At 44.8% G+C, this 12,422-nt stretch carries 10 protein-coding genes and 1 pseudogene; 5 read left to right on the plus strand and 6 right to left on the minus strand.

Going from position 1 to position 12,422, the window contains the following annotated elements:
• Positions 1 to 105 (plus strand): annotated as a pseudogene (locus NDI42_RS27580) (IS1 family transposase); the annotation flags it as partial.
• Positions 106 to 134: 29 nt separating this feature from the next.
• Here NDI42_RS27580 and NDI42_RS27585 read toward each other — a convergent pair.
• Complete coding sequence (locus tag NDI42_RS27585) at positions 135 to 2,723, minus strand: S8 family peptidase (RefSeq protein ID WP_190456701.1); 2,589 nt, start codon at positions 2,721 to 2,723, stop codon at positions 135 to 137.
• Between the two features lie 28 nt (positions 2,724 to 2,751).
• Positions 2,752 to 3,753 (minus strand): ATP-binding protein, encoded by a 1,002-nt coding sequence (locus NDI42_RS27590; RefSeq protein ID WP_190456702.1) that lies wholly within the window; start codon positions 3,751 to 3,753, stop codon positions 2,752 to 2,754.
• A gap of 157 nt (positions 3,754 to 3,910) precedes the next feature.
• On the opposite strand from NDI42_RS27590, the gene NDI42_RS27595 reads away from it, so the two are divergent.
• Entirely contained in the window at positions 3,911 to 4,060 is a 150-nt protein-coding gene (locus tag NDI42_RS27595; protein ID WP_190456703.1) for a hypothetical protein, read from the plus strand.
• Positions 4,061 to 4,102: 42 nt separating this feature from the next.
• Here the strand turns inward: NDI42_RS27595 and NDI42_RS27600 are convergent, their stop codons facing one another.
• Positions 4,103 to 4,237, minus strand: coding sequence for a hypothetical protein (locus tag NDI42_RS27600; protein WP_348231833.1), 135 nt, complete (start codon positions 4,235 to 4,237; stop codon positions 4,103 to 4,105).
• A gap of 135 nt (positions 4,238 to 4,372) precedes the next feature.
• On the opposite strand from NDI42_RS27600, the gene NDI42_RS27605 reads away from it, so the two are divergent.
• Together NDI42_RS27605 and radC are read left to right on the plus strand one after the other, a co-directional pair.
• Positions 4,373 to 5,329 carry a phosphoribulokinase gene (locus NDI42_RS27605; protein WP_190456704.1) on the plus strand — a complete coding sequence of 319 codons (957 nt, stop codon included), beginning with the start codon at positions 4,373 to 4,375 and terminating at the stop codon, positions 5,327 to 5,329.
• Between the two features lie 72 nt (positions 5,330 to 5,401).
• Positions 5,402 to 6,133 carry a RadC family protein gene (radC, locus tag NDI42_RS27610; protein WP_190456705.1) on the plus strand — a complete coding sequence of 244 codons (732 nt, stop codon included), beginning with the start codon at positions 5,402 to 5,404 and terminating at the stop codon, positions 6,131 to 6,133.
• 153 nt (positions 6,134 to 6,286) lie between these two features.
• Here radC and NDI42_RS27615 read toward each other — a convergent pair whose 3' ends face one another.
• Complete coding sequence (locus NDI42_RS27615) at positions 6,287 to 9,028, minus strand: MBL fold metallo-hydrolase (protein WP_190456706.1); 2,742 nt, start codon at positions 9,026 to 9,028, stop codon at positions 6,287 to 6,289.
• 393 nt (positions 9,029 to 9,421) lie between these two features.
• Here NDI42_RS27615 and NDI42_RS27620 point away from each other — a divergent pair, with 393 nt between their 5' ends.
• Positions 9,422 to 9,760: a hypothetical protein gene (locus tag NDI42_RS27620; protein WP_190456707.1), complete on the plus strand. Its 339-nt coding sequence runs from the start codon at positions 9,422 to 9,424 to the stop codon at positions 9,758 to 9,760.
• Between the two features lie 97 nt (positions 9,761 to 9,857).
• On the opposite strand, the gene NDI42_RS27625 is transcribed toward NDI42_RS27620, so the two are convergent.
• Together NDI42_RS27625 and NDI42_RS27630 are read right to left on the minus strand one after the other, a co-directional pair.
• Complete coding sequence (locus NDI42_RS27625) at positions 9,858 to 10,091, minus strand: hypothetical protein (protein WP_190442773.1); 234 nt, start codon at positions 10,089 to 10,091, stop codon at positions 9,858 to 9,860.
• Between the two features lie 356 nt (positions 10,092 to 10,447).
• The gene (locus NDI42_RS27630) at positions 10,448 to 11,581 is read right to left on the minus strand and encodes an AI-2E family transporter (protein ID WP_190456708.1); all 1,134 of its coding nucleotides are present in this window, start codon (positions 11,579 to 11,581) and stop codon (positions 10,448 to 10,450) included.
• Positions 11,582 to 12,422 lie beyond the last annotated feature (841 nt).

Here is a 12,422-nt window from a genome sequence, read left to right on the forward strand (position 1 = left end):
CGTTTGGTAAGAAAAACTCTTTCGTTCTCTAAAAAACTCTCCAATCATATAGGAGCTATTTGGTATTTTATTCATGAATATAACGCCAGTTTATCTATAGAATGAAAAACTGGCGTTATCATTACTATGCAGGACTACCGAATTTCTATCTGTGGTTGAACCTCTGGTTGGATTTGAGCTTCAACAAGTGGTGCATAAATCGGGATATTAACTCCTACAGCCTCAAAACTAACCACGAGCGAATAGGGAACAGTAGCATCTGGATCATTGTTCCAACCTTCATGTCCAACTACTGCAATACAAAAAGCTTCTGTAAGTTCAAATGACTTTACGGTAGTCCAATCTTTCTGAAGAGTGCCCGCACTTCTAGAGACACCCTCAATTTTTCCATGCTTTTTTGTTTTTTTACCAAGAGTCCATTTAAATCCCTCTCCCTTATCTCTAGGAGAATCTAATTCCTTTAAAATCCTATTCAGAAATCGTTCTGGCTCTTCTCCTTTCTGACTACACTCCCAGTCAAGCCAAGTTGAAAGATATTTTCTGCGATTTCTACGGGTACGACGTGGTTGTGCTTTGTAAGATAAGGTGACTTCCACGCGAATATCAAAATCTTCTCCTTGAGTTCGTAATTGTTCTGGCAGGTTTACTTGGTAAACATGAGCTTGTCTAGCCCTAATAAGACGCTCACCTCTTGTGATTAAAGTGATACGACTAAGAGAATTATTCAAAGCACGTTCAAGATTTGGGATACCATAACCCATTAAACGAATAGTATCTAGTTTTTCCTCTGCCCATTCTGGTAATCTAGCTGATTGTACTATCAGTGCACGGTATAGAAGACAGTTTTCATCAGGTAACTCAGCAGCAAGACACGCCGCAATATGGCTCACTTTTGGTGCTGCAAATGATGTCCCCACAGTATCAGCAGCAACTGCTGGACCAGCATTCAAAGTTGAGCGCACTAATTCAGGACAAACATTTTTAGGGTAAGTAATATTGGGTGGTGTACATTCATCTTTGACTAAATCTCCACCATATTCAACTACTTCTGGTTTAATCGTCTCCCAAATTCCTAAACCAGAGCATGAAAATGCTGAGGGTTTATCTTTTTGTGATATCGAAGAATAAGGTGGTACATGATAAGAAGCTGAAGAAATTGAGCCGACAGTTAAAGCTTGAAAACTTTGTGCAGGGTTAGCAACTCTGCATGAATCTTTTAACAAATAATCTGGCCAGAGCCGACTTGCTTCAAGATGCTCTTTCACAGATAATCTTGTTTTACCACTTTTCCTGTCTAGCCTATCTAAAGGTAAATTGCCTGCTGCCACAATAAAAAGAATATCCTTTTGCCAGGTCAGATTATCTATAGCCGCTGCCCAAGCACTCATATATTGAGTTCGGCAGGGAAGTGAGCCAGTAATAGAGTGGTTAAAAATCTTCGTTCCAGTTTTATTTGCGTAATAAAACTCCACAATATCAGCCAATAGAGTAGGGGGAAATAGCTGCTCAGGTAGTTTACATTTATCGTCAAGAACTCTGGCATTTTGAATCCAGCAGACAGCTTTTTCTGCGCCACTACGAGGTATAGTTTTGGGATACAGCACTGCACCAGCTACTCTAGTTCCATGTCCACCATTACTAACATAATCAGCCGTTTCTTCAGTCTTTCCAGGAATCCAAGACCTTGAGTTTTCTGAATCAATTGCTGCCTTGAGAAGAGAATGTCTTTCTTGAATACCGCTATCTATCACGCATACTTTAGGAGCGTTTGATTCTGGTGGTTCGAGCTGAAACGGTGGAGGAGCAGCATCAGGTAATCCTTCCCTCTTAAGAATTTCAGCAAATTCATCTGGCTCAGTAACATCAAAAATATAAGGAAAGTTCAAAACTAAATCTTTTAAACCTTTGCCTGATATTTGAATACGGCAAGAAAAGCTGTCTGGTAGTTCAGCATATTTAGGAGTATCACCATCTCTAAAATCTAAAATTTTTCCTTGATACTCTTGAACAAAATCTGTAAATTCATCTTCTCGTTGTGATTTAAGATCATCCCATTGCTGATAAGTGAAATTACGTTTATTTATCCAATTATTAATTCTTTTAGTGTATTTTTCATCACTCTCTTCTTCCTTGCGTTTTTGGAAATCAGGTAATTGTGACTTAGTACCTACACAGGCAATTCCTACATCCACAATATATATATACTTGTCTCCAATCTGATTCCAGTGATTTAGCAATTCTGGTGAGAGGATATATTCTGGTCTCCTAGTCCCATCCAGAATGTCCCATATCTCCGAAACTTTTTTACCCCCTGTCTCTTCATTAATAAATTTTTCTATCTTTTTTTGTAGTTTACTAAAATCTGAATCGTCAGCAGAGGCACCAATAATATACCCATCTTCTAATTCAGCAATTACCTCAATTCCATATTTTCTAAGCTCTTCTGCATCAAATGCAGTGGGATCAATCTGTAAAATGATAGGTACAGCTTTTTCAGGAAGTAAGGGCTTTCCTTCTTCCTCGCGTTTTTCTTGAGTATCTTGCCAATAAGAAACTAAGGAGTCTACTGAACTCTTTAGCTTAGTTCCATGTCCCCATCTATCACTTAAATTTGCAGTAGTTTGAGGATTTTGTTCTCTTTTTCCTCCCTGTGGAGATGCAGCCGTTCCTTGTATTGTCAGGTTAAGCTGGATATGCGGAAACCGCTCAGAGCGTTCAACCATTTAGTTCTCCAGACACCAAAAATAAATTTCAGGACACTTTGATTTCTTTAATAGCTTCTTCTAAATGTTCCTGAATAACTAGCTCCTCTCGCTCAAGAATTGCTCGTTTAGCTGCATCTTGTGCAACTCTCACAGCTTGAGCAGCAGAAAAACCTTCCATCTGTTTAATGATACTAGACCAGTTGATAGAGCCTACTTCAATTGCAGATAGTGTATCTTTCAGTATAAATCCTAACTCTTTTTCTCCAGGCTTGGGTACTTCTATCAAGTCATCAAACCGTCTCCAAAGGGCAGTATCAAGAGATTTGTTGAGGTTTGTTGCTGCTACTAGAAGACCAGAGGAAGGCTCATATTCATCTAAAATTTGGAGAAAGGTATTAACTACTCGCTTGATTTCTCCTACTTCCTGAGAATCTTCGCGTGACTTAGCAATCGAGTCACATTCATCAAGAAACAACAAACAAGGGTTTTTTGAGGCATCCTCAAATACAAGTCTCAAATTGCTTGCAGTTTCGCCCAAAAAAGACGACACCATTGCATCAAATCGAACTTTGACGAGTGGCAAACCTGTATTCCAAGCTAAACGCTCTGCTCCCAAAGTCTTTCCACAACCTGGAGAACCGTACAAAAGAATTTTTTGCCTATAGCGCAGTCCATGATGAGCTAGCCTATCTCTTGCTGCATATTCGCGCTCAATTCGCTGGAAACGTTTCTCAACAGCATCAGGCAGCACCATGTGATGCCGCAGTTTGTCCCTTGGCATGACGGTGACTAAAGGAAGATTGAACCGCTTACTGGTTGGCAGTTCACTCAGAGCCTGTAGGTTTTCCGATACCAAAGAGGCTGGCTTAGTGTTTGAAGCAGGCTTCTCCTTCTGGCTCTTTTTCTTTATGTTCTCTAACTGGTCAGCTAGCAGCGTATGTCCCTTGCTGCGCTCTTCCTCAATCACTAGGTACGTCAGTTTGTCAATCGCCTCTGTGTCGGAAGTAGCGATCGCTTTAAAAATTCTCTTGAGAAGCTCAGCTTTCATACGCCCCTCAGTATAAGGGGTAGTGCAAGGCTATTTTAGCCAACTACTACCTTTATTTTTTATTTTAGTACATATGTACTACTACTAAGATGATAAGCCTAAAATAGGGTTTCACAGAGTAGAAGCACTCACTCCTTGTTAACCAGCATTCCGTAAAATGCGATCGCTCACTCACCCCCTCCCAACTTTGACCGCATCGCTTGCCACGCCTCAATCTGCTGCTGTAACTGCTGGATGCGACTCAGTTTATCCAAACAATACCCAAATTTTTACAGATATAAAAGCTGAAAATTCGGCTGCTATATAAGGTTGAAGCTTTAGGATATTTGCCCAACGTGATAAATATTTTTTAGCAATATTTATGGATGAGTGATATGGGTATTTGGGGGAAAATGCCAATAATTTGCCGATGATTTAATTGTCGGATGCGATCGCGCCCATCGAAGCATTGAAATTTTCCCATATGCGTCGCCGCAGATGGCACTGCACTACTTGGTAAATTGGATACCTAGATACAGAAATTTACCCAAAATCAACACAACATTTAACAATATTGAGTTGCGCCCCATTCCTCCCTAAAATTAAACCATTCTGGATTTGCTCTTGACCTGGAGGAATTATGACCCATCGTCCAATTATTCTTGGCATAGTCGGCGACAGCGCCGCTGGTAAAACAACACTGACGAAGGGAATTGCTCAAGTCTTGGGTGAAGAGGATGTCACAGTCATCTGTACTGATGATTATCACCGCTACGACAGGAAACAACGTGCTGAGTTAGGAATCTCGGCGTTGCACCCAGACTGCAACTACGTGGATATCATGGAACAGCACCTGTCCCTGCTACAAAACGGACAACCCATACTTAAACCAATTTATAATCACCACACAGGAGCCTTCGATCCGCCAGAGTATATCAAACCAAGTAAGTATGTGATTGTTGAAGGATTGCTCGGTTATTCTACTCGTCTAGCGCGTGATTGCTACGATGTGAAAGTGTATCTCGCACCGCCGGAAGAACTGCGATACGAGTGGAAAATCAAGCGCGATACCATGAAGCGCGGCTACACAAGAGAACAGGTTCTCGAACAACTGCAAAAACGGGAATCTGACTCAGAAGAGTTTATCCGTCCTCAGCGTCAGTGGGCAGATATGATAGTAACTTTCTACCCGCCTCAGGATGATACACAAGAAGTAAATTCCCATCTGAATGTGCGTTTGGTACTTAGACCGACTATTCCACATCCAGACATGACCAATATTTTGAGTCCAGGGAGTGACAATTCTCAATCGCCAATCCGTCTGGAACTAGACCGGGATATGAGCAAGCCAGTTGATGTGCTTGAAGTTGACGGTCATGCTACTAGCGAACAGGTTGTGCAGGTAGAGCGAGTTCTATGCAGCACAGTACCAACTTTAATGCCTTTCTGTAGCCGGGAAGGAAACCCCGATATTGGTAAGCTTATTGGTACAACTGGGGAAACGCTTCAGAGTTACCCGTTGGCTCTGACGCAGTTACTCGTAGCGTATCATATGCTCAAGGCAGCTGATATTCACCAGCCGGGAATTCAAAGTTAAAAATTTAAGAATTGGGATTCTTAAATTTGGTGATATTTGGGAAAACTAAATATAGTCTTTCCCAGTGCATTTATGACTTATTGCCTCAGAATTGCAGATATACCCCTGAGTGAGCGACCCCGCGAACGATTAATGGCTCAGGGAGCCAAAAATCTCGCTACAGCTGAACTAATTGCAATTCTGTTAGGCACGGGTCAGGGACATGGTAAACTGTCAGCTGTTGGACTTGGGCAATACATATTACAGGAATTAAGTCAACACCAGCGCGATCCTTTAGAAATGCTGCGGGATATTAGCGTTCAGGAGTTGATGAAGATTCCTGGTGTGGGGCTTGCAAAGGCAGCGACAATTCTGGCGGCGGTTGAGTTGGGAAAACGGGCGTTTCAATCTCGTCCAGGCGATCGCACTACTATCGATTCTCCAGCAGCAGCAGCAGCAGCGCTAAGTCACGATTTGATGTGGCAGGTGCAAGAGCGATTTGCAGTGGTGCTGTTGGATGTCAAAAATCGCTTGATTGGCACTCAAGTCATTACTATTGGCACCGCGACTGAAACTTTGGCTCCTCCCCGCGAAATTTTCCGGGAGGTGCTTCGCCAGGGTGCAACGCGGCTAATCATAGCGCACAATCATCCATCTGGAAGTGTTGAACCAAGTGAAGAAGATATTAATCTGACACGCCAGTTGTTGATAGGAGCGCAATATTTAAGTATTCCTCTGCTGGATCATTTGATTTTGGGACATGGCGAGCATTTGAGTCTGCGTCAGACAACAAGTTTATGGGATGAATATCCGCAGGGAGATTGAAAAAAGGCAATCATGAAAGGTATCTCGAATGTTGGAAACCGCATCTCTTCAGAGTGCGGAGGAAAACAAGAGAAATTTTGTAGGCTGGGGAGCCACCCCCGTGCGGGGTTTCCCCTATTGACGGGCGTGGCGTTTGAGGAACGAAACCCAGCACTACTCAGGGTAATTAATCGAGTCGTCACCTTCCATAAAATCCTCTAAGTCGTCGAAATCTCCTAAAAAGGCGTATCTCTCGTTAAGAGTCTCAGGCTGGGAATCCCAATCATCAGGAGCCTCATCTGTTGGGGAAGGGTGAGTCTCCCAGAGTGCGCTCTCAGGCTCAGCCTGGGAGCGAGGATATGTAGTAGTGTCTTCTAAGGAAGTGTATTCTAGGCAATGTCCTGCTGGATCGACGACTAATCCTGAGAGGGGACTATCAGCACATTGGCATTGACTTTTTTTATTGTTAAAGTGCTGACACATCGCACAACATTTAACTCCGGAAACTTGCGCCGTTTCTATTGCCAAATGCTGCTCGTTTAAGGGCCTCAACTTTAGATTAATACCGTCCCACTTAGCTCTGAGTATGCCTTTGGCGGATAACATTTGCCAACGGGGGTCAGATTCTACTACTGAAGCGGGGATACGCAACCAAGCACCATCAACTTCGGCTTCAACGTTTACCTCAAATTCTTGTGGTAGGGAAATTTGGGCGACGCGAGATCGAGAAATATGGGCAGGTACAGATCCAAATTCAACTGCTTCTCCAACTGCGGGGATGTGGATGTAGTGTTTCTTTTGCAGTTCTCCGGAACGCGCTAGCTCGTGCAAAGCGTCGCGAGAACCGTGAATCAAAATCAGGTGTTTGGGATTAACGCGGTGAATTACTTGTGTTAATCCTACTTTGTCGGCGTGGGCGCTAAGGTTAAACCGCTTGACTTGCGCTCTGACGGTAATTTCTTTCCCGTCTAATTCGATGGTGTCGCCTGTTTGCAGGTTTTGCAACATTCTACCGGGTGATTCTTCGTCAGTGTAGCCGGAAATAAAGACGGCAGCATTTTCTCTTTCTAATAGAAGTGTTGCATAGTAAACTGATGGCCCTCCGGTGAGCATTCCGGAACTGGCGACAATTACACTGGGTTTAGCGATCGCAAGTGGTCTTTCTCTGGGCGAAGCTATCGGGATAATCGGTGGCTGGGACTTTTCATCAAAGAATGGTTCCTGCTTCTGCGATGCGAAATTCTGCACCTTCAAAGGCAGTAATTCTAGATTGTCCCGAAACACATCTGTCACCGCCCGCACCAATCCATCCACGTAGACAGGGATAGAGAGTTTGTGAAATAATTCAGATGTGCGAATTGCCAGTAAAATTTCCTGCGCGCGTCCAAGAGCGAAGGCGGGAATCAGAACATTACCGCCTGCTTGAACAACGGATGCGATCGCGCTAATCAAAGCTGTCTCTTGATTCTTTCTAGCAGGATGCGTATCACCGCCATAGGTAGACTCGGTAATTAATATATCCGCTTGGGGCAAGTCTGCCAAACGCAATCCTTCCGTCGTTCGGGAACTGCTGGTGTTATAGTCACCCGTATACAGCAGACTCCGCTCTCCATACCTGAGATAGATGCAAGCTGCCCCAACAATGTGACCAGCATTGATAAACCTCACCTTTAGTCCTGGTAAAGGTTCAAAGTCTGTGCCAATGGGTTGGGTTTCCAGACGGAACAAAGTGCTAGTTAAGTCAGCTTTATCGAATAACGCCGGACTATCCTCATTTAATTGCTGCACCTTCAGGCAATCTTGCAACATGATGTGAGCAATTTCTCTAGTACCTGGAGTGCAAATCATCCGCACACCAGAAAATCTGGTGTGAAAGACTGGTACAGCGCCGATGTGGTCTTGATGGGCGTGGGAAATGAGAAGTAAGTCGGGGTTTTTTAGGTAATTCAGCGCTGGGAGAGGGTCGTATCCTTTGGGACGAGTGCCACAATCCAATACAATTTCGTAAGGGCCTATTTCGACTTGGAAGCAAGAAGCCCCGATTCCCAAAGCTGCCCCCAACGGTCGAACTACGAGTTGTGTAGCGTCTGTTGCGACTGGTAAATCAGATGCAGGCGGGGGGTAATGATAGATTTTAGCCTTTGATGACCGTCCGCCTACGTGAATTCTTGCTCGTTGACCAGTCAAGCTATTTGTTGCTTCCCACTCCCACCCTACTCGGCGACGAGTTGGGGTTGAAAGTAACCAGTTATCTGGTTCACTGGATAGTTGTTCTAGCGCCGCAGTTGCTAGATGGGTAGGGGCTTGGGGTTCAGGGGATAAAGGAAGGGATGATGCGGATAGGGATGATGCGGATTCTGGTGTTGAGTTGCGATCGCACTCCTTCGATAATGGTTGATTATCCGTTGTTTCTGTTGTTTCCTCCAACCGCATTCCTTCCCTAACGTGGAGGGCGCATCCCACACGCACAGCAGTACAAGACCACATCTGACCCACTTTCATCTGGGAGTCTGGGTTGAGTAAAGTAAGCTTTAGGGTTTTTTCGCCGGGACGCTTTACCTTGAACTGTACGCACTGATGACGCTTCCCAAGTTGCACCACCCGTCCCACAATCTGACAAACGTCTGCGATCGCGTCTTCTGTGGGAGTTGGCTTGACATCAACTATACTCAAATTTGATATTGTGCCTGTGGAATCTGTGCTAGGAATTACCTGCCATAACATCTCCCCTGAGGGGTATTCTTCTTTAGGCTTACTAACGCTTATCGTTGTGGAATCTCGGCACACAAGGCACAGCCCTTTTTCAACGGCAGCAAGTTGCCCAACAATGGTAAATTCAAAGGTGTTTATCGTAGATGGGTCAACATCTGTTAAAAGGCTTTCTTGGCACTCTGCTTTCTGGTTAGTTTGGGTCATTACTTCTTTCTGGTTGGAGGAACCCAATAGCAGGATTTTAGCTCTGAAAGGCTTTTTATACCATTTTTTGATTTTGCTGCTATATTTACGCTTACTCTAGCAGCTTGCCTTGCGAAATCACCAGTAACCTACCATTCGTCAATTGGCGGGCATTGCCCACGCTACAGTAGGTTCAGATTAATACTGCTAAACAGGTGAGAAAGTTGCCAATATCAAGCAAATTGGCATCGCCTGATTGGTTGACCCAAAAGAATGATGTTCTTTGCTGGGGTAAGAGCAAAGATTTATATATAGCAGTCCTTACCTGTCGCAGGCATGACGCTTGTGCTACAAACAAAAAAATATTTCACTTGTTTAGGGCTGCTATAGATTACTTAATTCTTTTCATATCAAATGAAAACTATTTTGAAACCGCTATTTGCCCATATTACCGGGACTTCTGCTTTGTTAATTACGTCCGTTTCCTTATTTGGCGGACAGACTCCTGCTACTGCTAACCCAGAGTTCAACTCGATATCTCCTGCACAAGCACAACAATTCAATCGCGACTTAATTCCTTCAAGTTCGCAAGAGTTTTTTAGGCAAGGACGGGAGAAGCTGGAAAGAGAAATCGAAATTTTGAACAGGCGGCGGCTTTTGAACTCACCTGTTCTCAAAGATGATAACTTGCCAAGGATAGAGGATTCTTTCCCAGACAAGGAAAGTGATTTTAGGGAGAATTCTAATAACTAACTGAGCGTCTTTTGGCTGGTTTGGGTGGGAGAGCGATCGCGCAACCTATTGAGTGTAGAGTTTAACAGGCTTTAGAGGATGCGATCGCTCTCAAATGCTAACAAGCTTTGCAAAACTGACTTGTATGCAGCACAGCTTCACCATGATCGGGAATCCAAGCTACCCATTCATCCTCAGACTTCTGACACAGTAGCAGTGCCTCATCATAGCTGAAACTACTCGGAAGCTCCAGCAGCTGTACCCACATCGACTCTTGGTAATCTAACTCCGATGGGGTTGACCAGTTAAAAGTACGCTGACGTAACCCTACTTCACGGTAATCCAATTTCATATCTGTCTTCCCTCCGATAAGCAAAACGGCACGCAGTTGAGGCTATTTGCTCTCAAGGCGCTTGATAGCCTCACCTAGTGGGCTATATCAAATTTATTTCTGTAACATATGCTACGAAATTTATTGGGATGAAAGCAACTACCTGTCTTAAAACTTTATGTTTACCAAGACAGTACCAAAGAGGGATGTAATTGACTTGCACCATTCGGGGAAGCCGCAGAATCCGCCCGGAGCTTAAGTTCTGGGCTAATAGCTAAAGTCCTATGCAAAAGGACTTTAGCTATTAAAGAGGGGTTTTAACCTCAGGCGGGTTAATGCAACAGGCGCAAGATGTGCGTTAAAAGAAACTCTTTTGGCTACCCGTTACTTAATGGTGAAGAATGGTTGGGTACAGGAGTTGAGGAATCCGGCGGGGGAGGCGCGGCGGCTAGTTGGGCTTGTTGTTCTGCTGCCAGTTTGGGCTTTAAATAAAGATTCTCCACCAGCACCGCAGCACCAGCCACCCAAGGGGGGACAATCACCGCGCCAACAATACCTAACACCTGCGTTCCTCCTAGAACCGCTAAGAGTTGATACAAGGGGTAGACTTTCACTGAAGAACCCACCAGCAGGGGGTCAAGCACATAAGTTTCCAAATTCTGGATAATCACGAACAACAGCAGCACCCAGAGGAAGGTTAACCCACCTTGGGAAATTGCCACGATGAGGGCAGGAACGGCTCCCAGAACAGGGCCAAGGAAGGGGATTAAATTTGTGAAGCCAGCGATTACACCCAAGGCTAAGGCAAATTCCGATAGTCCCAAAATTCGCAAGCCGAGAGTAATCACTACCCCCAAAATCGCTGACACCAAAACTCGGCCCTGGATGTAACTGCCCATTCGCTGGCTGGCGGGTGCGACTTGCGCCGCCAGACGTTCGTCCCAAGGCGAGGGAAACAACTGCACCAGACTTTTAACCAGTTCTTGACTACCAGCCACCATGTAGCCGGAAATCAATAACGCCAAAATAAAACTAAAAACGCCGCCGATAATTCCGCGTGTGATGCCGTAAGAACGCAGCAGCACCTGTTGGCTGGAACCAATTACCCAGTTAGTAAGAGATTGGGTATTAAGGAGGCGGCGGGCTAAGTCCGGTCGTGCGGCGTTGAGATTAACCAGAAAATTTTCAACTTGTATCCGGAGATTTTCCAGGTATATAGGAGTATTGACCGCAAGGCGTTGACTCTGCTCCACCACTGTAGGGCCGATTACCAAACCTGCGCCAGTGACGATAGCGATTAGCGTTAAATAGACGGTGATAACTGCCAACCACCGGGGCATTTGCAAGCGTTCTGCGCGATCGATGGCGGGTGCAATAGTGGCTGCCATGACCACTGCAACCATCAGGATGACTACCAAACTCCGCAGCTGCCACAGCAACACCATTACTAAAGTGATCGCTAAAATCAGCAGGATGTTAGACAGGGAAATGGTGATGCGCTGCTCAGGTATGATTCTCAATCACACTGCCTCCCAATAACTTTTCTGGTAAAACGCTGCCTGAAAAAGGCGTGATGCCCAATTAAGACGCTCTAAACATTAGTTTACATATGCAGTTGGGAATGGGGAATGGGGAATTGGGGAACAGGGATTGGGGAAAAGTCTTACCTAGTCCCTACTCACCAGTCCCCAGCCCCCAGCCATCCTCCTGTCACCCAAATGAGCTACCTCAAATGTGTTTCACCAGAATAGGCGACTGTCACGAGACTTTGGACAGAAGTTAGGATGCTGGACGGAATCAAAAAGTGCCTATGCAATGTAGGGTGATTCACCCGGTAGGTAAATAGAAATTCCAATTGAGCAACAAAAAACAACTTTAACCAAACGAGCAATTGTCGCAAAATTTTTATGAACAACCAGTTTACTCGTCGCAACGCAGCCCAAGAAATTCGCGAACAAGCAATCCTATCGTTGCGGAAGCTAAGCTTGCTTCTAACATTTCTATCGGTCGCAATGCGGCAGGCGTTCACTAGCGCACTGATTATACTGAGTCGGTGAAGCTAGGGGAAGCGATCGCTATCGGTATCCTTGAGGAGCAAAAGACGACTTACAATGAAGACCATTATTTCACGCTCACCAAGTTTGATGGCACGGCGATCGTAATCTAAACCTAGCGTTTCTTAATTTTCTGTTGGTGTAATTGTCTCCCTCTGGGCTGTCCCTGATGTACCCACAGAGAAATTAGACCTCTTGCAAAAGTCATCGCTGGGGTACTATGGGGACTGAACAAAGGCGATTGCTACCCGTTATTCATAACCCTTGCTTATCTCATTGGCTGAACTGAGCCGGAGTT

Source organism: Funiculus sociatus GB2-C1 (assembly GCF_039962115.1).
GTDB classification, from domain to species: Bacteria; Cyanobacteriota; Cyanobacteriia; order Cyanobacteriales; family FACHB-T130; genus Funiculus; species Funiculus sociatus.

What these genes read in the sequence shown, in the direction of transcription:
- NDI42_RS27620 (WP_190456707.1), top strand. Translation starts at nt 9,422, where the DNA reads ATGAAAACTATTTTGAAACCGCTATTTGCCCATATTACCGGGACTTCT.
- NDI42_RS27590 (WP_190456702.1), bottom strand. Translation starts at nt 3,753, where the DNA reads ATGAAAGCTGAGCTTCTCAAGAGAATTTTTAAAGCGATCGCTACTTCC.
- radC (WP_190456705.1), top strand. Translation starts at nt 5,402, where the DNA reads ATGACTTATTGCCTCAGAATTGCAGATATACCCCTGAGTGAGCGACCC.
- NDI42_RS27585 (WP_190456701.1), bottom strand. Translation starts at nt 2,723, where the DNA reads ATGGTTGAACGCTCTGAGCGGTTTCCGCATATCCAGCTTAACCTGACA.
- NDI42_RS27625 (WP_190442773.1), bottom strand. Translation starts at nt 10,091, where the DNA reads ATGAAATTGGATTACCGTGAAGTAGGGTTACGTCAGCGTACTTTTAAC.
- NDI42_RS27615 (WP_190456706.1), bottom strand. Translation starts at nt 9,028, where the DNA reads ATGACCCAAACTAACCAGAAAGCAGAGTGCCAAGAAAGCCTTTTAACA.
- NDI42_RS27595 (WP_190456703.1), top strand. Translation starts at nt 3,911, where the DNA reads ATGCGATCGCTCACTCACCCCCTCCCAACTTTGACCGCATCGCTTGCC.
- NDI42_RS27605 (WP_190456704.1), top strand. Translation starts at nt 4,373, where the DNA reads ATGACCCATCGTCCAATTATTCTTGGCATAGTCGGCGACAGCGCCGCT.